At 71.3% G+C, this 20,224-nt stretch carries 20 protein-coding genes; 9 read left to right on the top strand and 11 right to left on the bottom strand.

Features of this window, described 5'->3' with window-relative positions; all coding sequences use genetic code 11:
- The 5 genes from AOK17_RS35270 to AOK17_RS35250 all read left to right on the top strand — a co-directional run.
- Window positions 1-1,661: 4'-phosphopantetheinyl transferase superfamily protein (locus AOK17_RS35270; RefSeq protein ID WP_157881461.1), on the top strand; the 1,661-nt coding region annotated here is incomplete at its 5' end.
- Between the two features lie 143 nt (window positions 1,662-1,804).
- The gene (locus tag AOK17_RS35265; protein WP_055616670.1) at window positions 1,805-2,059 is read left to right on the top strand and encodes an acyl carrier protein; all 255 of its coding nucleotides are present in this window, start codon (window positions 1,805-1,807) and stop codon (window positions 2,057-2,059) included.
- Window positions 2,060-2,062: 3 nt separating this feature from the next.
- On the top strand, window positions 2,063-2,941 hold the full coding sequence (locus AOK17_RS35260) for an alpha/beta fold hydrolase (RefSeq protein WP_079053454.1): 879 nt from the start codon (window positions 2,063-2,065) through the stop codon (window positions 2,939-2,941).
- The gene (locus AOK17_RS35255; protein ID WP_055616664.1) at window positions 2,938-4,197 is read left to right on the top strand and encodes a glycosyltransferase; all 1,260 of its coding nucleotides are present in this window, start codon (window positions 2,938-2,940) and stop codon (window positions 4,195-4,197) included. The genes AOK17_RS35260 and AOK17_RS35255 overlap by 4 nt, the downstream gene beginning before the upstream one ends.
- Entirely contained in the window at window positions 4,194-5,336 is a 1,143-nt protein-coding gene (locus tag AOK17_RS35250; RefSeq protein WP_079053453.1) for a class I SAM-dependent methyltransferase, read from the top strand. Before AOK17_RS35255 ends, AOK17_RS35250 begins: the two co-directional genes overlap by 4 nt.
- A gap of 64 nt (window positions 5,337-5,400) precedes the next feature.
- On the opposite strand, the gene AOK17_RS35245 is transcribed toward AOK17_RS35250, so the two are convergent.
- The 3 genes from AOK17_RS35245 to AOK17_RS35235 all read right to left on the bottom strand — a co-directional run bounded on the left by AOK17_RS35245 (window position 5,401) and on the right by AOK17_RS35235 (window position 7,242).
- Window positions 5,401-5,910, bottom strand: a complete 510-nt coding sequence (locus tag AOK17_RS35245; protein ID WP_055616668.1) for a mycothiol transferase — start codon at window positions 5,908-5,910, stop codon at window positions 5,401-5,403.
- Window positions 5,911-5,998: 88 nt separating this feature from the next.
- Entirely contained in the window at window positions 5,999-6,409 is a 411-nt protein-coding gene (locus AOK17_RS35240) for a Zn-ribbon domain-containing OB-fold protein (RefSeq protein ID WP_055616667.1), read from the bottom strand.
- A 107-nt stretch (window positions 6,410-6,516) separates the two neighbouring features.
- Entirely contained in the window at window positions 6,517-7,242 is a 726-nt protein-coding gene (locus AOK17_RS35235; protein WP_079053452.1) for a TetR family transcriptional regulator, read from the bottom strand.
- A 241-nt stretch (window positions 7,243-7,483) separates the two neighbouring features.
- Here AOK17_RS35235 and AOK17_RS35230 point away from each other — a divergent pair, with 241 nt between their 5' ends.
- Window positions 7,484-8,509: a hypothetical protein gene (locus AOK17_RS35230; RefSeq protein WP_055616662.1), complete on the top strand. Its 1,026-nt coding sequence runs from the start codon at window positions 7,484-7,486 to the stop codon at window positions 8,507-8,509.
- A 110-nt stretch (window positions 8,510-8,619) separates the two neighbouring features.
- On the opposite strand, the gene AOK17_RS35225 is transcribed toward AOK17_RS35230, so the two are convergent.
- The 3 genes from AOK17_RS35225 to AOK17_RS35215 form a co-directional block, all read right to left on the bottom strand.
- The gene (locus tag AOK17_RS35225; protein WP_157881460.1) at window positions 8,620-9,888 is read right to left on the bottom strand and encodes a hypothetical protein; all 1,269 of its coding nucleotides are present in this window, start codon (window positions 9,886-9,888) and stop codon (window positions 8,620-8,622) included.
- 58 nt (window positions 9,889-9,946) lie between these two features.
- Window positions 9,947-10,336 (bottom strand): hypothetical protein, encoded by a 390-nt coding sequence (locus tag AOK17_RS35220; RefSeq protein ID WP_055616660.1) that lies wholly within the window; start codon window positions 10,334-10,336, stop codon window positions 9,947-9,949.
- Between the two features lie 282 nt (window positions 10,337-10,618).
- Complete coding sequence (locus tag AOK17_RS35215; RefSeq protein WP_055616659.1) at window positions 10,619-11,551, bottom strand: MurR/RpiR family transcriptional regulator; 933 nt, start codon at window positions 11,549-11,551, stop codon at window positions 10,619-10,621.
- Window positions 11,552-11,774: 223 nt separating this feature from the next.
- Here AOK17_RS35215 and AOK17_RS35210 point away from each other — a divergent pair, with 223 nt between their 5' ends.
- Window positions 11,775-12,488 carry a ribonuclease H family protein gene (locus AOK17_RS35210; protein WP_055616658.1) on the top strand — a complete coding sequence of 238 codons (714 nt, stop codon included), beginning with the start codon at window positions 11,775-11,777 and terminating at the stop codon, window positions 12,486-12,488.
- Window positions 12,489-12,587: 99 nt separating this feature from the next.
- Complete coding sequence (locus AOK17_RS35205) at window positions 12,588-12,782, top strand: antitoxin (protein ID WP_055616657.1); 195 nt, start codon at window positions 12,588-12,590, stop codon at window positions 12,780-12,782.
- 107 nt (window positions 12,783-12,889) lie between these two features.
- Here the strand turns inward: AOK17_RS35205 and AOK17_RS35200 are convergent, their stop codons facing one another.
- The 4 genes from AOK17_RS35200 to AOK17_RS35185 form a co-directional block, all read right to left on the bottom strand.
- Window positions 12,890-13,786 carry a hypothetical protein gene (locus tag AOK17_RS35200; protein ID WP_245697566.1) on the bottom strand — a complete coding sequence of 299 codons (897 nt, stop codon included), beginning with the start codon at window positions 13,784-13,786 and terminating at the stop codon, window positions 12,890-12,892.
- 156 nt (window positions 13,787-13,942) lie between these two features.
- Window positions 13,943-15,280 (bottom strand): alpha/beta hydrolase family protein, encoded by a 1,338-nt coding sequence (locus AOK17_RS35195; RefSeq protein WP_055616665.1) that lies wholly within the window; start codon window positions 15,278-15,280, stop codon window positions 13,943-13,945.
- 336 nt (window positions 15,281-15,616) lie between these two features.
- On the bottom strand, window positions 15,617-16,495 hold the full coding sequence (locus AOK17_RS35190) for a poly(ethylene terephthalate) hydrolase family protein (RefSeq protein WP_055616656.1): 879 nt from the start codon (window positions 16,493-16,495) through the stop codon (window positions 15,617-15,619).
- Window positions 16,496-16,566: 71 nt separating this feature from the next.
- Window positions 16,567-17,721, bottom strand: coding sequence for a PucR-like N-terminal domain-containing protein (locus AOK17_RS35185; protein WP_483855187.1), 1,155 nt, complete (start codon window positions 17,719-17,721; stop codon window positions 16,567-16,569).
- A 347-nt stretch (window positions 17,722-18,068) separates the two neighbouring features.
- Between AOK17_RS35185 and AOK17_RS35180 the strand changes: the two genes are divergently transcribed.
- Window positions 18,069-19,421, top strand: a complete 1,353-nt coding sequence (locus AOK17_RS35180; RefSeq protein WP_055616654.1) for a PucR-like N-terminal domain-containing protein — start codon at window positions 18,069-18,071, stop codon at window positions 19,419-19,421.
- 28 nt (window positions 19,422-19,449) lie between these two features.
- Here AOK17_RS35180 and AOK17_RS35175 read toward each other — a convergent pair whose 3' ends face one another.
- A complete protein-coding gene (locus AOK17_RS35175; RefSeq protein ID WP_055616653.1) occupies window positions 19,450-20,184 on the bottom strand; it encodes an ankyrin repeat domain-containing protein in 735 nt (244 codons plus the stop codon).
- Window positions 20,185-20,224 lie beyond the last annotated feature (40 nt).

The following is a 20,224-nucleotide window of genomic DNA, read 5'->3' as shown; positions in this document are numbered from 1 at the left end:
CGCCCACACCCCTCACCGCCGGACCACCCGCTGCCGGGCAACCCGGACAGGAATGGCGCACCGCCGTCTCCGTATCCCCGGAAGCGATGCCGTACCTCCTGGACCACTGCTTCTTCCCGCAGCGGCCCGGTTGGCCCGATGTGGCCGACCGCTGGCCGGTCGTCCCCGCCACCACGATCGTTCACCACATCATGGAGGCGGCCGAGCAAGCCGCCCCCGGCATGCGGGCGGTCGCCGTGCGCGGGGCCCGGTTCGATCAGTGGCTCACCGCCACCCCGGCCGTCGAGGTACCGGTCACCGCCGTCCCCGACGGCCCCGGCCGCCTCGCGGTCGCCTTCGGCCCCCGGGCCCGTGCGGTGGTCGAACTCGCGCCCCGCCATCCGGTGACACCCCCGACCCGGTGGCGTACGGACCCCGACGCCGAGCGAACCCCCGACCACACCGCGGCCCAGCTCTACGACGAGCGCTGGATGTTCCACGGACCAGCCTTCCAAGGGGTCACCGAACTCACCGCGATCGGCGACAGCCACGTACGAGGAGTGATTACCACCCCGCCGGCCCCGGGCGCCCTGCTCGACAACGTGGGCCAGCTCCTCGGCTACTGGATCATGGCGACGCGCACGGAACGGACCGTCGTGTTCCCCGTCCAGATGCGGCACATGCGGTTCTACGGGCCGCACCCGCGCCCCGGGACGGTCGTGGACTGCCTGGTGAGGATCACCTCCCTCACCGACACCGTGCTCGAAGCCGACGTCCAACTCGTCGTCGCGGGCGAGGTGTGGGCGGAGCTCAGCGGCTGGCAGGACCGCCGTTTCGACAACGACCCGCAGACGAGGCCCGTAGAGCGGTTCCCCGAGCGCAACACCCTCTCCCAGGCGCGGCCCGGCGGCTGGTCGCTGCTCCACGAGCGCTGGCCCGACCTCGCCTCGCGTGACCTGATCATGCGCAACTCCCTCGGTGGAGCTGAGCGTTCGGAGTACGAGCGGCACGCTCCCCGGGGGCGCAGACAGTGGCTGCTCGGGCGGATCGCCGCCAAGGACGCCGTACGACAGTGGCTGTGGGACCACGGTGAAGGACCGGTCTTCCCGGCCGAGATCCGGGTGCGCAACGACGAGTCGGGGCGGCCGTACGTCACCGGGCAGCACGGCCGGACTCTGCCCCCGCTGGACATCTCGCTGGCCCACCGCGCGGAGGCCGGGGTCGCGATCGTACGGCCGCACAGGCCCGAGCCGGGCCCGGGCATCGACATCGAAGAGGTCGTCGAGCGGGACGCGCAGACCCTCGCCGTCGCCCTCGGCGAGGACGAGTTGAGGCTGCTGCGCGCCCGATGTGCCGCCACCGGTGAATCGGAGGCGCTGTGGTTCACCCGGTTCTGGGCGGCCAAGGAAGCGGTCGCCAAGGCGGAGGGAACCGGCTTCCGCGGACGCCCCCGGGACTTCACCGTGCTCGCGGCGACGGCAGGAGACGCCGCCGAAGACGCCCCCGTAGAACGGCTGTTGGTCTCGGGGCGCCTCGAACGCGCGTACACCGTGCACTGCGAGCGGACCGGCAACCCGCCTGGACTGCCGGACAGGGACTACGTCGTGGCCTGGACGACCGGACCGACGGAGCAGGAACCGACGGACGAAGAACCGACGTACCAAGAGGAGAGCGAGCGATGAACCCGAGTCAGCCGACCGGCGCGACCGACGACGAACTCGTACCGATCGACAACGAACTCGCACCGACCGGCGACGTACTCGTACCGATCGGCGAAGAACTCGCGCGCGCGGACGAGGAGTCGGTCCTCGCCGATCTCACCGGCATGCTCGCGACCCTCCTCGACGAGTACGGCCTCGACGACGTCGAGGTCCGCATGGAGACCACGTTCAACCGCGATCTGGAACTGGAGAGCATCGACCTCGTGACCCTGGCGGGCCTTCTGGAGGAGCGGTACGGGGATCGGGTCAACTTCGCCGAGTTCCTGGCCGGTATGGAGTTCGACGAGATCATCGAACTCACCGTGGGCAGGCTCGTCGAGCATGTCGTACAGAGCCTCAAAGTCGCGGAGGCGGGCTGAGCCATGGCGATGGTCGACACCGGCGACGTCCGGCTGCACGTCCAGCGGATGACGCCCAAGGGAGGGCGTCCCGTCACCGCGACCGCGGTACTCGTCCACGGTCTGCTCACCGACAGCCTGGCCAGCTACTACTTCACTCTGGCGCCGGTGTTCGCGGTGTCCGGCATCGACGTGATCATGTACGACCTGCGCGGCCACGGCCGCAGCGAGCGCCCGGAGAGCGGCTATCGCCTCGACGACCACCTCGACGACCTGGAGGCGCTGCTCGACCGGTTGGAGGTGACGGGACCGGTCCAACTGGTCGGCAATTCCTTCGGCGGGTCGGTCGCCTTCGGCTACGCGGCCCGTCACCCGGAGCGGGCGGCCGGCGTCTCCCTGATCGAATCGGAACCGGCGACCGCGGGTTGGGCGGCGACCATGGACGGGGTGCTGCGGCAGGTGCTGACCGAGCTGGCGCACAACGAGGCCGCCGCGCTGGCCTGGATCACCGCCAACCGCAGCCAGAACACCGCCCGCCTGGCGAAGGGCGCGGCCCGCCTGGCCCGCGAGACCACCCTCGCCCGGGACATCCCGGTCAGTCAGGTGCTGACCGAGGACCAGATCCGGTCCGTACGCTGCCCGGTACTCGCCCTCTACGGTGGCGAGTCCGCCCTCGTCGAGCGGGCACCGTGGCTGGAGTCGCTGTTGCCCGACTGCCGGACCGTCGTGGTGCCGGGGCACGAGCACTCCGTGCTCGTCGAGGCGCCGGGGACGGTCGGCGACCACATCCTCTCCATGATCGGCGAGGGGACGGGCAAGCAGGGCGTGGCGGAGCGGGGCTCTGCCGAGCGAGGTGTGGCCGGGCGGGGCGTGGCCGAGTTCGCGAGGGTCGAGGGCCGGTGAGCGGTTTCCTGTTCGTCGTGCCGCCGCTGGTCGGCCACATCAACCCGACGGTCGGCGTCGCGGCGGAACTGACCGCGCGGGGACACCGGGTGGCCTGGGCGTCCGCCGACCCGGGACTCGTCCGGCGGCTCGCGGGGGAGGAGGCAGTGGTGTTCCCGTGCGCTGGACCGGTCCTGACAGGGGAAGACGGAGTGCGGCCGGCGGAGCTCCGGGGCCCGGAAGCGCTGAAGTTCCTGTGGGAGAGGTTCCTGGTGCCGCTGGCCGAGGCGATGGCCCCCGGAGTGCGGGCGGCCATCGGGGAGTTCGGCCCGGATGTCGTCGTCGCCGATCAACAGGCCTTCGCCGGAGGGCTGGTCGCCGAGCGGCTGCGCGTGCCGTGGGCCACCTCGTCCACGACCTCCGCCGAGTTCACCTTCGCCGACGCGCTGGCGGGCATGCCCAAGGTCGCGGACTGGCTCGACACGCTGCTCCACGATCTGCGCGGCCGTATCGGTGATCCGTCGGGCACGGCCGATCCACGGTTCTCCCCGCACCTGGTGCTCGCGTTCAGCACGCCGGAGCTGGTCGGACCCGGTGCTGGGGCTGGGGCGGGCGACCGGATTCGCTGGGTCGGTCCCTCGATGGCGACCCGGCCGACCTCGGCCGGTTTCCCCTGGACCTGGCTCGACCCCGCCCGCGCCACGGTGCTCGTGACCCTCGGCACCGCCAACACCGATGTCGGGGCACGCTTCCTCGCCGAGTGCCGCGACGCCCTGCGCCGCCGTGCGGACCGGGTGCAGGCGGTGATCGTCGATCCCGCGAACGTGCTCGGCGCGAACGGGGACCTGGACGACCTGAATGACATGGGCGAGAAGGACGACAAGGACGACAAGGACGACAAGGACGTACTGATCCGGTCCTCGGTACCTCAACTCCCGCTCCTCGAACGGGTCGACGCGGTCGTCTGCCACGCGGGGCACAACACCGTGTGCGAGGCGCTGTGGCACGGCGTCCCTCTCGTGGTGGCCCCCATCCGCGACGACCAGCCCGTCGTGGCCGGGCAGGTCGTCGACGCGGGAGCGGGCATCCGGGTCCGGTTCGGCCGGGTCACCGCGCCCAAGCTGGGTGCGGCGATCGACGCCGTACTCCACGAACCCGGCTACCGCGCCGCCGCCGAGTGGATCCGTACCGCGTTCCGTGCCGCGGGTGGTGCCCGCACGGCAGCAACTCACCTCGAAGAACTGGCCGGCGCCACGCCCTCCAAGGAGGCCCCATGAGCGACGCAGAGCACGAACCACAAGGGACGGACGGCGAGCCGACGCCGAGTCGCACCGATCAGGTCACGGACAGCGAGCCGACGCCGAGTCGTGGCGAACAGGTCGCCGCGCTGCGCCCCCGCTACCAGGCCGACCTGGCGCGCGGCCTGGACCGCTTCTTCGAGCCCAGGCGCGCCGACTGCCCCTGGTGCGGCTCGGCGCGGCTGAACACGCGGCTGCGCACCACCGACCTGCTCCAGCACAAGCCGGGCCACTTCGTCCTCGACCGCTGCCAGGACTGCCGGCACACCTTCCAGAACCCCCGACTGAGCGCCGAGGGGCTGGAGTTCTACTACCGCGACTTCTACGACGGGCTGGGGGAGAAGCAGCTCGGCAACACCTTCGGGGGCCGCACCGCGATGTACCGGCAGCGCGCGGAGTCCCTGCTGCCGTTCGCCGCGACTCCCAAGAACTGGCTGGACGTCGGCACCGGCCACGGTCACTTCTGCGAGTCGGCGCGGACCGTGTACCCCGGCACGACCTTCGACGGGCTCGACTTCACCGACGGCGCCGAACTCGCCGAGCGCGCCGGACGGGTGGAGCGGGGCTACCGCGGCAGCTTTCCCGACCTGGCACCGGAACTCGTCGGCCACTACGACGTGGTGAGCATGTTCCACTACCTGGAGCACAGCACGGAGCCCGGCCGCGAACTGGAGGCCGCGCACCGGGCGATACGCCCCGGCGGCCATCTGCTCATCGAGGTCCCCGACCCCGACAGCCGCTTCGCCCGTCTCCTGGGCCGCTGGTGGCTGCCCTGGCTCCAGCCGCAGCATCTGCACCTCGTCCCGGTCGAGAACCTGCGGCGCAGACTGACCGACCTCGGCTTCACGGTGGTGGCGGAACAGCACGCAGAACCGCACGATCCGGTCGACCTCCTGGCCGGTACGTGGCTGGCCATCGACTCGGCCGCGCCACGCGAGGACCTGCCGTGGCTGCCGAAGCCGCCGAACCTCGGGCAGCGGACGCTGCGCACCACGATGGCGATCGCCGGTGTGCCCTTCCTGATCCTGGGCACCCTGCTGGACCGGTTCGTGGTCAAACGCCTGTCGCACCGGCTGGGTCTGTCCAACGCCTATCGGCTCCTGGCGCGCCGCGACTGAAGTGACTGAAGTGATCTTGAAGTGGCTGAAGGGCGGTGCCAACGTGCTCAAGGCCCAGCCGTCCTCAACGGCCCTCCAGGATCCCCCGTGCGAACGCCGCCTGGCCCACGTGCTGCAGGTCGTCGGAGAGGACGCTGACGAGGCGGGCGCCCAGCGTGACGGGCGGGGACCAGTTCTCGTCGACGATCCGGTCCAGGTCGTCGGCGCGCAGGTCGCGCAGGGCGCCCAGCGTCTGCTCGTGGACGGCGTCGTAGTAGCCGAGCAGGAGATCGCCCGAGTCGACCTGGACCTTGGCGACCTGCCGCGGGGTGTGGCCGTAGCCCGTGTCCCGGCCTGGCAGGCCCAGGGCGAAGCGGTCCGGCCAGTCCTGCGACAGCCAGACCTGTTTCAGGCCGAAGGCGTCGGCGACGTGGTCGTCCTGGACGCGGGTGAGATGCCAGACCAGCCAGCTGATCGAGTTGGTCCGGTCGTCGATGCGTGTGTTGAGGTCGCCTGGGGAGAGGCCGTCGACTGCGGCATGGACTTCTTCCCGGATGCGGCCGTACGCGTCGACGAGAATGTCCTTGGCGTGCATGGGCTCCTCCACGCTCTCCGCGGGTTCCTGTCCCTGCCCAGTGTCCCCCGCGGACCCGCCGCGCGCGTCGCGCCGGTGGGAGAGCCGGTCAGTGCCAGCCGGTGTACGGCTCCTCGACGAGCTTGAACACCGGTTCGCGGCGGACCGGGTCCAACGCCGTGGTGAGCTGGACACGGTCGCCGGTACGGATCGCTATGAGCGGTCCCGAGACCCGGCCCCGGACGGTGAAACCCTCGGCCATCTCGACGAGCGACACATTGCGCGCGCCCGGAGTGTTGCGCTGGACGACGGTTGCGTGGCGGATGACGCCCAGGCCCGCACTGCGCTGCGTGCGCAGGTCGCTGCCCTGACAGACCGGGCAGAGCAGCCGGTGGAACATGGCGGTCCCGCACCAGCGGCAGCGCTGATAGAGGAGCCCTTCCTCGGCGGCCGGGCCGCTGGTCGTCGTCTCCGGGTCGAGTACGCCCGTCGTGGTCCCGCTTCCTCGGTGGAACACGATGTCATCTCCCTGCGCCGGGCCGGAATCTGAGAAAGTGCGCGGAGCACCGTGCACGACGTCAGAATATGGCACGCAGTGTCACGCGTAAAGGCACTCAGTTCCCTCAATCATTCGGGATCTCGACCAAGAGCCGTCTCGACCTCCTGGACGACCCGCCACATCGGCGCACCGCGCCTGGAGATGACGACGACCACGTCGTCGTCCGCAGTTTTCTTCGCCGACTTGCCGGTCGGCCGCTGTGCCGGTCCGACGAGGTCGGGGTCCGAACCGAAGACCTGCTGGACATGGGCGAGCGCGTGGTCCACCTCGGCGGACGCGTCGCTCTGGCCGTCCGAACGGAGCCAGGACCGCAGCCCGTTGTTGTGCGCGGCGACCACGGCCGCGGCGATCACGTCGGCCCGCAGTGTCCCGTCGCGTCGACCGGCGAAGCGCCCGCGCAGATACTCGGCGAGCGCGCGCTCGTACCGCCAGACCACCGACAGTTCGTACGTCCGCAGTCCCGGGACCTTCTTGGTCAGGCGGTAGCGCTGGACGGAGAACGTCGGGTTCTCGGCGTACATGCGCAGTACGACGCGAGCGGCGTCGCAGACCCGGGCCACCGGGTCGTCCGCGCCCCCGTCCCCGCCTTGACCACTGTCGTCACCGAGAAAGTCGTTCATCTCGGCCAGGCAGCGCTCGTGGTCCGGGAAGACCACGTCCTCCTTGGACGGGAAGTACCGGAAGAAGGACCGGCGTCCGACCCCCGCGAGAGCCACGATCTCGTCGACGGTGGTCTGCTCGTACCCCCGCTCCAGGAACAGCTGGAACGCCGCCGCGACGAGGGAGTCCCGCATCGGCGGCTTCGGAGATGTCGCGTCGGCCGCCTGGTCAGGGCGGGGTGCCTCGCTCATGGTGGGGAACCTAGCACCGGACGAGCCACGTATGGCACTCAGTGTGCTCCGATCAGGGAACTGAGTGCCATGCCCGGCCGGGGCCGGGTGCGGGTCGGCCCGAGGCGCCGAGTAGGGTCCGGGCCTGTGCCCGGCCGCGAGGCCGGAGTGAACGCTGGTGCGGGTGTGACGGGGGTCGGAAACGGTGCGGCGCTGGATCAAGGTGTCGGTGGCGGCTGCGGTGGTGCTGGGTATCGGCGGCTACGTGGCCGAGCCGTACGCACAGGACTGGATGCTGGCCGGCAGCGCGTGCGGCGGGGCACTGCCCCGGGACGTCGTGGACCGGCTCACCCCGGACGACGCTCACCTGGAGAGCGAGGATTCCGGGCACACCGGCGCCTTGGGCTCGTACGGCTGCGACCTCACCATGAAGGGCGATGAGGTCAACGACTCACGCCTCATCAGCATGGAGGCGTACACCCGGCGCGACGACCAGGACCGGGAGTTCTTCCGGGCCTTTCCCGAGGAGGGGTTCTCCGCGCAGTCCGCGGTGCCCGAGGGGCTGCCCGGCTTCATCGACCGTCTCGGCGTGATCCAGCTCCTGATGCCCTGCCCGGACCTCCCGAAGGACGCCGCCGGGCGGCAGAGCAAGCTCCTGGTACGCACCTGGATGGGCCGCGACACGCTGTACGGGGTGCCGGGAGCCGCGTACCAGGCGGTCGTCGCGCTCGCCAACTCGGCCTCGGACCGGCTGGGTTGCGGTGCCGAGCCGCTCAAGGCACCGAAGGGCAACGCGGTGCCGCCCGCACTCGGGGACGAGCCCGAGGGCGTGCCGCTGACCCGGGCCAAGGGCACCGGCTGCGAGTGGGTGACCAGGGCGGGCCTGCCGGAGAGCGGCGACTGGCGCGTCGAGGCGGGCATGAACGACTCCGCGCCCACGGGACAGTGCGACCTGAGCAGCGAGTCGGCCGACAACGGGAATGACAAGGGGATGTACTTCGTCGCCTGGTACGGCGACTGGAGCAACCGCCTCGTCTTCGAGGACAGCAACGGCGAGTTCCTGTCGACGACGGCCACCGCCCGCTGCGACGGCGAGGCCGCCAACTTCGCCCTCAGCGCCTCCGACGACATCCCCGGCGTCGGCAAGGTGGCCAAGCAGCGCATGTTCAAGCAGTTCGCGCAGGACCAGGTGGACCGCCGCGGCTGCTCCGGGCTCCGGTTCCGCTTCTGACCGCTTGTAACTCGTCCCGCTCGTCGCTCGTCCCGCTCGTCGCTCGTCCCGCTCGTCGCTCGTGCCGCCCGTAGCTTGTCCAGCTCGTGGCTCGACCCGCCAGTGGTCCGCTAGTAGATCGTCATCCACAGCGCCCGTACGTACCAGTCGTCCACCAACTGCCGTATCTCGGCGGTGCGTTCGGCGGACACGTTCCGTTCCTCGGCCCATCCTTCGAGGACCGTGAACAGCTGGTGGCGGCCGTCCATGAGGTCGCCGCGCACCGGACCGGCGGCCTTGCGGTCCGCGATGTCGCCCATCGGCGGGCGGTCGTCGAGCTGCCGGGACGCGGGGCGGAACGTGCCGCGCGTGTGCTCGCGCACCGCCTTGTCGAAGGCGGCGAGGTCGGGGATCGTCCCGTTCCTGGTGTACGCGGCGCGGTACTTCATGAGGCTGCCGATGTGGCCGGACATGTCCTGGATGTCGTTGTCGGGCCAGTCCTGCGGGGTCGACTCGAAGCGCGTGTCGGTCGAGGGGCGGAAGTCGGGGTCGCCCCCCGAGTCGGTCAGCCGCTCCAGGTAGTACGCGAAGTGGGCGCGCTCGGCGTCGTAGAGGATCGCGAACGCCTCAGGATCCTTGGCGAGTTCGGCGACGAGGTACTCGATGTTCGCGTCGGCGTCCGCGTAGCTGTCGCTGTGCTCGAAGACCACATGCGCCTCACCCGCCGCCAGGAAGCGCCCGTACCGGGAGTAGCCGTCCGCGTCGAGCTGCGCCTCCTCGGCGGGTACTGCCGGGCGGTTCGCGTCGTCGTCGCTGATCGAGTCGTCGCGCCCCGAGTCCACCACGTACTCGGCCAGCATCCGCGCCACGCCGGGGGCGAGCCCGTCGGGGATCTCCGTGTCGTGGAGGACCGCGGCCACCGCGTACGCGCCGCGTGCCTGCGCCAGGGTGTGCGGTGTACCTGAACTCTTCGCGCGGGTGCCCGTGTTCACGATCTCGCCGAGTACGCGGGCGCCGTCGTCGCACACCTTCTCGTGTGCCAGCAGCTTCCTGACCGAGCCGAGCCGTTCGAGGTCCTCGCCGGGATCCAGTGCCCTCGTGGCGGCCGTCGCGTCGTCGGCGAGCGCCCGCTTCGAGGCCGGCAGCCGCCAACAGGGCTTTTCGTCTCCGGAGTCGGCGAGCGCGAGCGGAAGGGAGACGCCGGCCGCGAGAACGACCACGGCTCCGCCCACGACGGCCCAGCGACGCTTCCGCGGTTGCCCCCGCAACGAGAGGCGCCTCGTCAACGATCCGAATCGGCCCCGAGGTTCGACGGGCGGCTCCTCGGCGAGACCTTTGACGGATGTCTCCTCGTCGGGATCGTCGACGCCACCGTCACTCCCGCTTCCCCCATCACGCATCCCGGCAGACTAGCGAGCGTCCGCAGTCGCGAACGCGCCGGGTCCGTGGGTGAGCGGCTCAGTGGCCCTGGCGCGTGCTGTGGCTCTCCACCAAGGCCTGGGAGACGACGCGTACACCCCGGGCGATGTGGTTCAGCTGCGTGAGTTCGGCCGCGTACAGCTTGATCGTGTTCTCGATGACGGACTCCGGCATCCCCAGGGCGGGCAGCTCGGCCCGGGCGCTGTGCAGCGCGGTGCGCACGACCCGGATCTCCTGCTGGAGCTGGATCTGCGCGTGACGGGCGAGCAGCACGGGCTGGCGGATCAGCAGCGGATAGCTGGAGTAGCGGGAGGGCACCAGGTCGCGCAGCCATTTGGCGGCCGATCGTTCCCAGTCCCGGTTGCCGGGCGTCTTGACCTGACACGGCCAATCCGTGCTGATGGGGGAGTACGTCAGGGACATGGACATCGCTTCCGAGGTGGCCGGCGGGTGGTGAGGGTGGTTCTTGGCGGCCCCGGCCTAGGGGATGGACCGGGGCCGCCACGGGCGTGCGCGAGCGGTGCCCGTTCAATGCACCCGGGGCCGATACGAGAAGGGAGCGTCGTTCCCGGGCCGACCAGGACCCCACCGGATCCCGATCAGCGAGAAGTATTCATATATACCGTCCGGTACGCAAGGGTATGAAAAAATTCATGTGGAGGTACGGCTGAATCGCACCTTGCGGACACCGGTCACCACATGTCGGAGAGGTCAGTCCTTGACGAAGAAGGTGTGCTCGTCCGCGACCTGTTCGTAGTCCTCAAGGCGGGCCTGCGTGCGCTCGGGATCGGCGTCGGTCATGGCCTGGAGCAGGGCCGCGGACAGTACGACGGGCGCCGCGTACGAGTCGAAGACGAGGCGTGATCCGGTGCCGGTGGCGAAGACGACGTCGGCCTCGTCGGCCAGCGGCCCCAGCCCCAGGTCGGTGACAAGTGCGACGTTCAACCCGGCCCGCCGGGCGACCCGCATGGCCATCAGCGTCTCGTGCGCGTGCCGGGGCATGGTGAAGGCCAGCACCCAGGTGCCGCCCGCCTCGCGCGACTGGAGCAGGGCGTCGTACGCGACACTGCCGCCCCGGGTCACCAGCCGGACGTCCGGGTGGATACGGCGGGCGGCGTACGCGAAGTATTCGGCCAGTGAACCGGAGATCCGCAGCCCGAGGATCGTGAGCGGGGTCGACTGCGACAGCGCTCGGCCGGTCTCGATGACCTGCTCGGGGTCCGCGAAGTCGCGGCGCAGGTTCTCCAGGTTGTCGATCTCGGCGTCGACGGCCGCCTGCAGTTCGTTCGGCCGGGCCGCCTCCGCCTCCTCGGCCGCCTCGGGCGTGCTGGCCAGCTTGCTGAGCGCGATCGACTGGAGGCGCTCGCGCAGCGCGGGATAGCCGCTGAAGCCCACCGCCGTCGCGAAGCGGGTCACCGAGGGCTGGCTGACGCCCACCCGCTCGGCGAGGTCCGTGATCGACAGGAACGCGGCCTCGGTGATGTGCTCGATCAGGTACTGGGCGATGCGGCGCTGCCCGGGAGAGAGCCGGGGGCCGTCGAAAAGTGCCCGCAGCCGTGTGGTGGGAGCGGCCTCCGCCTCCGGGACCGGTTTCCCCGAGCTGATCGCGGACGCCTGCGCGCGGGCCTGCTGCGGCGATGGCACCGATGCGCCTCCTTCGTGTCCCACTCAGGTTCAACATAGCTCACAGGAAGGAGGGTCCGGCGGACAGTTGCGCGTGGTCAGAGGGCCACCGTCGGGACGGATTTCCGGGGTGTGCTGCGCCGTACTCGCCCCGGTCCACTGTTTCGCAGGGCCGACCCCGACTTCCAGGGGTGCGGAACCGCACCCGACCACCCACCGTCCCGGAGGCACCCCGAGCCCTGGCATGATCGAGCCCATGGGTGAACGCGTAATCGCCGCATGTGACGGTGCATCGAAGGGCAACCCGGGCCCCGCAGGCTGGGCCTGGGTCATCGGCGACGGGACGGGCACGACTCCCACCGAGTGGGAGGCAGGACCGCTCGGCACGGCGACCAACAACGTCGCCGAACTGACCGCGCTGGAGCGGCTGTTGACGTTCGTGGCCCCGGATGTGCCGCTGGAGATCCGGATGGACTCCCAGTACGCCATGAAGGCCGTCACCACCTGGCTCCCGGGCTGGAAGCGCAAGGGCTGGAAGACGGCGGCGGGCAAGCCGGTGGCCAACCAGGAACTCGTCGTACGGATCGACGAACTGCTCGACGGCCGCTCGGTCGAGTTCCGGTACGTGCCCGCGCACCAGGTCGACGGCGACCCGCTCAACGACTTCGCGGACCGGGCCGCGAGCCAGGCGGCCGTCGTCCAGGAAGCGGCGGGCAGCGAGCACGGCTCTCCGGAGCCGCCCAAGTCGGCCGCGGCCAAGAAGACGGCCAAGAGCGCGGGGCCGCCGCGCAAGCGTGCCGCGTCCTCCTCCGCCTCGTCTTCCTCGTCGTCGTCCTCGCGCACGCTCAAGGCCAAGTTCCCCGGCCGCTGCCGCTGCGGTCGCTCGTACGCCGCGGGCGAGACCATCGCGAAGAACGCCGACGGCTGGGGCCACCCGGAGTGCCGTACCGAGGCCTAGGAACTGCCCTCTGACCTGCTGTTTTCCCGTCCGGATGCGGAATGCGCGACCTGCGGTGACCCTGGATGCGTGGGGGTGAACTGATCAGGAGGATGAGTCATGTCCGTAATGGACAAGATCAAGGGCATGCTGAAGGGCCACCCGGACCAGGCCAACAAGGGTGTCGACAAGGCCGGAGACTTCGTCGACGACAAGACCCAGAACAAGTACAGCGGTCAGGTCGACAGCGGCCAGGACAGGCTCAAGGACCAGTTCGGTTCGAACCCGGACCAGGACCGGCCGCCGCAGTCCTGACTCCGTCACACCGCGATCGCGCACCGGCGGCGAGGGCCTGCCTCGCCGCCGCCATGGGCCGGTCCCCTTCTGGGGGCCGGCCCATTGGTGTTCGTCGGGCCAAGTGGTCAGTTCCCACGGGGACTTGACGGCGAACAGGCGACGGTCGGTCCGGCCAGCATGCCTCCGGTGTAGAGGCTCTGGCCCCGGGGCATCCAGTAGCCCAGCTTGGACACGACCGTCGTGCAGGCGTCCGCGAGCCGGGCCCGGACGACGACCGTGGAGGGCCTGCCCGGCTGGAGGTCGGTGAGGGCGCAGTCGAGGGCGTACATGCTGCGGGCGCTCGACGGATAGCGGCCGATGAGCGGATTGACGCAGCGCGGGTCGGCCGTCGTCAGCTCCACGCCCGAGGTCTCCTCGCCGATGAGCCCGAAACGGGCGCTTCCGTCCCCCTCGTCGCTGTCGCGGGAGACGGTGTACGCCACCGTGGTGGTCGTGTTCGGCCGCAGTGCGAGCCGGTCGGCCTCGATGCGATGGGTGACGGCGGGCTTCGGGTCGGTGAGCGTCAGGGTGGCGCGGACCGTGCCCCGCAGATCGACGCCGGCGGGCGACGAGCGGACGTGGACGGTGCCGCTGACCTCGTACGTGCCCGGGCCGGGGTTCTCCCTGCCGCCCGGAAGCGGGCCGGTGGCGACCGTCCTGCCGTCGCGCCGCAGGGTCCAGCTGCCGGACGTCCGGCAGCTGTACGAGGCGGAGGATCCGGCCCGCCCGCAGGTGGCCGGAGCCGACAGGGACGTACCGGCGCCCCCGCCGCTCGCGCACAGGCTGACGGAGGCCCGCTGCCCGCCCTCGCCCTTCAGGGTGCCCGCGGGGGCGCAGAGCATGGCCGGCGGGGGCGGCTCGGGCGCCAGGGTCCGGTGTGCGGCTCCCGCCGGCCGGCCTGCAGCGGTCAAGGCCGCTGCGGCCAGTACCGCCGCCGCGGTCACCACCAGGGGCGTCCTGCGAGGCGTGGGGTGGGACGGCATCGACTCCTCCTCCGGCTCCGGGGCGCCAACGGCCGGACGTACATCGGTCGTGTGCGCCCAGATGTGGTCGCATGCGGTCGAATGTGGTCGCACGCGTCGAGGAGAGGATGCGGGAGGCGCCGACGGCCGGGCCGTTCCCACGCCGGGCGGTACGGGTCAGGGCCGGTACGCGTCGCCCGGATGGGCCAGGTCGTAGGGCCGCAGGTAGGGGGTGGGGCGGTACGCGGTGTAGCGGGCCGGAGTCGTCGGATCGGCCTGCGCCGCCCGTGAGTTGAGGGTGTCGGCGCCCGTGTCGCCCCATCGGCCCGTGTCGACCCGGTGCTCCAGTGTGTCCAGGGCGGCGACCTGTTCGGCGGGGCTGAACGTGCAGTGGCCGGCGTTGTCGACGTACGCCTGGCGCAGCAGCGGGCGCGAACCGCCGGCCGTGGCGGCGCGCAGGTAGGCGCTCTCGGTCTGTACGGGGACGAGGGCGTCGCCGGTGGTGTGGACGGTGAGCTGAGGTTTCGTCAGCCGGCCGGTGAAGGTGCTGGTCCGGCTCATCCAGTCGACCGCGTTCTTGTCGGCCTTGACGCGCGGGGCGGTGTTGAGGGCCCTGAGGTCGGCCTTCAGGGAGCGCCCGGCCGCCTTGTAGAGGCCCTTGACCTCCTTGTACGCCGAGGACTTGTGCAGCAGTTTCGCGTAGTCGACGCCCGTGTTCCAGGACGAGTTGCCGCCTGCCAGCACCTCCGTGTCCTGCCGCCAGCTGAACGCCGCGGTCGCGAGGAGGCCCCGGACGGCCGTGTACTGGTTGGCCTGCTGGGCGTTCCAGTCGTCGGGAGCGGGGCGGGGCTGGGAGGGGTCGTTCCAGCCGGGGATGTTGTGCAGGGCCGCCGCGAGGGCGATGCGCGCGCGGCCGTCCGCGGAGGTCTGGGCCTGCGTGACGACGCCGGACAGCGTGGCGGCGGCGGTCGTGGCGGCGGCCTGGTCCTGGAAGCCGGCCAGCGGTATCGAGGCGTCGGGCGCCAGGAGGGTCTTCAGGGCGAAGACCGGATCGAGCGTGTTGTTCCAGTTGGCGACGCCGCCGTGGACCAGCCCGCAGACGGACAGCGATCCGTCGATCCGGTCGCCGTGGCGCTCGGCGATCCTCGTGGTGACCAACCCGCCGTACGACTGGCCCCAGGCGAGGGTCCGTCGGGCCGCCCCGAACCGCTCGGTGAACGCGTCGAGCGTCGCCAGCTGGTCCGGCACCGCGTGTTCCACCGCCCAGCCCGTGGTGGCGTACGAGGAACCGGCCAGCGCGTAGCCGTCCTTGAAGAGGAGCGCGCGGGTGGCGGGATCGGTGACGTTCTGGGCCGGGTTGGGCGCGCCGGGCGGGCGGAAGCCGTGGCTGAACAGGAGGACGGTGCCGTTCCAGTCGGCGGGGACGTCCATGACGTACGTCGCGCCGGAGGCGAGCGTGCCCTCGACGTGGACGTCCTCCGCGGTGGCTGGATGAGCTGGGGCCGCGGTCACCATCAACAGGACGGCGACCGAGAGGAGGAGTCGGCGTTTCACGAGGGGATCCCTTCGGCGGTGGGGGGCATGACGGCACAACTGGGCCTGTTCTTACGGCCGTTGGCGCGCCATGTGCACAGCGGGCTTCCTGTGACGGGGTGGGCACAGTGAAGCTAGGCATGATTTCGGCGGTGGTCAAGAATCTGCGCAACATGAATTCGCGGTGATGTGCGCGAACCGTCGTGCCCGCCTGCGTGCACACGTGGACTCGCCGAGGTCCGCCGGGACCTCGGCGAGCGCATGTGGGCCGCGCGGCCCGCGTACGGACCGCGCGGCTGTCCCCCCCTCGGGCGGGGGCTATCCCGTGGGGCAGGTGTTCCGGTATTCGCTGATCTGCGTGTTGGGTACGGGTGCCGGGCAGAGGAACTGCTCGTACCGCACGTCCTCGTCGACGAACCGCTTCAGCCAGGCGATGCTGTACTTCGCGATCGTCACGTTGGAGCCGAGCGCCACGTTGTGGTCGGCGCCCCGGAGTTCCACGTACGCCTTCTCCGGTGCGGCGGTGAGGCTGTTGTAGAACACCTCCGCGTGCGAGGCGGGCGAGGCGATGGCGTCGTTCTCGGCGCTGATGATCATTGTGGGTACCCGGTCGGTCTGCCAGGTCTTGTCGTTGCTCCACGGCATGAGTGGTACGGCCGCCTTGAGCGAGGGGCGCGACTCGGACGCCTTGAGCGAGCCGCCCCCGCCCATCGAATGACCCATCACCGCAAGGCGGTTGGGGTCGATGCGGGTGCGTACGGAGCTGGACTGGACGAGGTAGTCGAGCGCGTTGAGCATCTGGGTGGCGCGGTCGTCGGGCTGGTCGAATCCCGAGTTGGTCTCCAGCGTCAGGACGACGAAGCCCTGCGACGCGAGGCGGGGGCCGTACCAGCTGATCAGCGCCTCAGGTGTCACGAAGCCGGGGCTGACGACGACGGCTCCGAATGTGCCCTGGCTGGTGTCGGTGGGGTAGTAGGCGGTGCCCGACTTGAAGGTCGGACCGTCGACGGTGGTCTGGGCCGTGGCGAAGGGACCGCGTTCGGCGGTGATGGACTGTTCGGTGGGGGCGGGGCCCCGCTGGAAGTCTCCGGGCCCGGCCTGAGCCTCCTGGGGAAGGAGGCTCAGGCTCACCGCCAGTGCGGCGGCGCCGGAGAGAAGGCCTAGGCGTTTCGCTGCGCGGGTGCTGGCATGTCTCATGCGGCCAGAGCATGCTGACCGAAAGTCAGTACCGCTTCTGGCTCAACTGCTGAATTCCGTACGGAAGTTTGTCAGGGCAGCAAGGAGCGGCGCACTGACCTGCTGCGCAGCGCGAGCTGCACATCGAACCGGAACGCCGGGTCGTCGAGCCTGTCGCCGTACAGCGCGGCGAGTTGGCGCAGCCGGTTGCGGGCGGTCTGCGGATGGATGCCCAACGCGGCGGCGACCTCAGGGGCCGTCCGCCCGCCGGACGTGAGCAGCGCGTCGAGCGTGTCCGTGAGCCGCTCCGCCTTGCCCGGCGGCAGGGTGCGCAACGGCTCAAGTACCTGGTCCGTCAGGAGAGTTCCGATCGGCGAGCCGTGCAGGAGGTGCAGCTCCGCGAGATGGTCCTCGGCCCTGAGCCGTCCCAGGCGCCGCCCCAGCCGGGCGCAGTGCAGCGAGACCCAGGCCTCGTTGAGCAGCACGCTCGGGCCCACCGCCACCTCCGTCCCCTCCAGAACGGTCAGCAGGCTGTCGTCCGGCGCCACCAGATGCAGCTCGCCGCCCCGGCTCACCCGCAGTACGTCCTCGTGGACCGCGGTCAGATCGGCGGAGGCGGGAAGCACCGCGCACCGCACCCGTTCCGGCAGCGGCCAGGCGGCCCTGCGGGCGAGATCGGGCAGCGGTTCCGCGAGCGGATCCCGATTGCGTTCCAGCAGGCGTGCGGCGAGCAGCCGCCGGGTGCGCAGCATCTCGTCGGCCGCCCCGGCCCGCGCCTCCTCGAAGCCCGCCACCGAGCCCTCGGCCATCGCATGGATGTGCGTGAGCACGGCCTCGCTCAGCGGGACGGCGATCTCGCCGGAGAACGCGGCCTCCCGGGCCACGTCCATGTAGCGGCGGCACGCCACCCGGGCACCGATCCGGTACGCGGCCTGCAGCCCGTCCATGCCGCGTCCGCTCAGGTACTCCAGTCTGCCCAGCCGCTTGAAACGCGGCACATAGTGCTGCTGCGGCGCGTCCGGTTCCTCCACCAGCTCCGTGAACTGCGTAGCGGCCAGCCGGACCGCCTCGGCGAGGTCATGGGCGACGGCGGAGCCGATCGGCTGCCGGTAGCCGCGCACCTCTCTGCGGATGGCCTGCACCATCTCCGTGGTGAGCTCGGGAAGTCTGGCCCGGAGCAGTGGGGCGAGCGCCGGAGGCAGGTCGTGCCACGGGCGCCTGGATAAGAGCGGATCGACAGCTGGCACGTCCAACTCCCTTGCTTGGCCCTGTAGTCGAACTCCCTCCCCAGGCCTGCGGCGGGGAGGTGCCCCAACCGTGCGACGCCACGCGCGCTTCGCGCCTGGCACGCCGAGAGCACGTCTGTACCGGCTCTCGACTTCGCTCGACCAGGGGGACCCCCATACCGCCGAAGGGCCCGCCCTCCGGGCGGACGACGGGAGTTGGCGACAGGGCCTAGCACGGGACAGTGAGTCGTCGTGGTCCGGAGTGTAAGCCGGGTGACACTTTCGCCGCCGGTCCGCGCGCGGAATCTGGCGTACGTCACACCGGTCCCGCAGGCTGCCCAGCCCCACGGGAATCCACGGGAGGCCCCTTGACCCCCACGCACGAACGGGCCGCGCGCACCAACACGCACGAACGAGCCGCGCGCACGAAGGACCCGCACCCTCAGTACGCCGCGCCGCTCCCGGGCGAGATGCGGCGGATGCTGCTGCGGCACATGCCGGACGCCGTCGACGAGATGGAGGAGGCCGTCCGTACCGGCCTGCCGCACTACACGCACATCGTCGACGGTACCTACGGCTACTCGGTGCGCCAGATCATCGACCGCACGGTCAACTGCTTCATCTCGGTCCACGACACCGGTCGGCACGGCCCGGCCGCCACCGCCGAGATCATCGCCCTGTACGAGCGGATCGGCGCGCGGCACGGCCGCCTGGGCTGCCCGCTCGACGCACTGCGGGACGCCCTCGATTTGGCGGGACGGGTGGCGTGCCGACGGCTCATCAAGGACGCGTACCGCCTCCACTGGCCCGCGCCCCTGCTCGCGACGCTCACCGAGGACACGTTCACCCTGATCGGGACGGCCATCGCGGCGGCGACACGCGGCTACGCCGAGGAGAGCCACCGTGCCCCGCTCGACGTACAGCGGGACCGGCTGCGGGACGCCCTGGTCGCCGAACCCGACGACCGGGACCGGCCGCTCGCCGAGCTGGCGGCGGCGGCCGACTGGCGGCTGCCCGGCACACTCGCAGTCCTCGCCCTGCCACCGGGCGACCATCCGCAGACACACGTCCTGCCGCCCGAGGTGCTCGCCGACCGCAGCCCCGCCGCGCCCTATCTCATCCTGCCCAACCCCCGTACACCGGGCCCGCGTTGGCTGCCGAAGACGAAAGGGGCGGCCCTCGGACCCGTGGTGCCCGCCGACCGGGGGGCGGTGTCCCTGCGATGGGCGCGGCGCGGCCTGGACCTCGTCGAACGCGGGACCCTGCCAGCCGACACGCCGCTACGCTGCGTCGACCACGTGGCCGTCCTCACCGCCTTCCGGTCGGGCGACCTCCTCGAAGCGGCTGCGGCCGAGCTCCTCGGGCCGCTCCTGGAACTCCCGCCCAGGCGCCGCGAACCGCTCCTCGAAACCCTGCTGGTGTACCTGCGCTGCGGCGACAACGCCGTCCTCACGGCGGAATGCCTGCACGTGCACGAACAGACGGTCCGCTACCGCCTCCGCCAGATCACCCAGCTCACCGACGGCAACTGCCCGGACCCCGAACGCCACCTGGAGACCATGCTCGTACTGACCCGGCTGCTGTCCCCGGGCGCCGCGGACGAGGGCGCGGGCGCGCGCAGATGGCGGGCCAGGGCCAGGGTCAGGGCCACGGCTGGGGCCGGGGAGGCGGGTGACGCGGCGGCCCGGGTGCACCCGCCCGCCCGGCCGAAACAGGCATAGGTGTCAGGCCCGGATCCCGCGGGTGTGGTCAGGTCAGCTCGGCGCGCCCCTTCGCGCCGTGCTCCCGCAGCCACTGGACGACCCCGTCGGCGTCGGTGGTCCGCGCGATGTCGAGGGGCGTCTTGTTGTCGTAGCCGACCCAGTCGAGATCGGCTCCCCGCTCCAACAGGTATTCGGCGGCGGCCAGTTGGCCGCCGTGACAGGCACCCCAGAAAGCACGGGTGACGGCGACCCGGCCCGGTGGTTCGGGGCTCTCGACGACCTCCTTCACCCGGTCGAGCAGACCGAGCGTCGCCGAGTCCATGAGCGTCGTGCACGCGCCCAGTTCGACCAGCCGGTGCGCGGCCCGCCACTGGCCGAAGCCGCGGGCGTCGGCGAGCGGAGTGCCGCCGCCGATCACGGCACCGGTGGCCTCGATGTCGGCGCCGGCCTCGACGAGGGCGTCCAGTACGGGCACGTCGTTGCTGCTGGCCGCCCAGTGCAGCGGGGTCTCCGAATGGGCGCCCTCGAAACGGGCGGCCGGGTCGGCGCCCGCCGCGACGAGGGCGGCGACGACGGCGGGACCGTTCGGGTAGTGGCCGGGCCAGTCCGCGGCGATGTGCAGCAGGCTGAGCGTCCCCGCTCCGGCGCCGTGCCGCACGATCCGGGTGTCGGCGAGGCCGGGGTGTTCGGTGAGGCACTGCCGGAGTGTGGCCAGGTCACCGCCGCGGATGGCCTCGGTCACCGCGACGGCGAGCGGATCCTGCGAGTCGAGCGTCTCCATCTCACGCCTCCTGCCGAGGACGCCCCCGACAGGGCGTCCT

Source organism: Streptomyces phaeochromogenes (assembly GCF_001418655.1).
In the GTDB taxonomy this organism is placed as follows: Bacteria; Actinomycetota; Actinomycetes; order Streptomycetales; family Streptomycetaceae; genus Streptomyces; species Streptomyces phaeochromogenes.
Note: the sequence above shows the minus strand (reverse complement) of the source record. Positions and strands in the feature narration are given on the sequence as shown.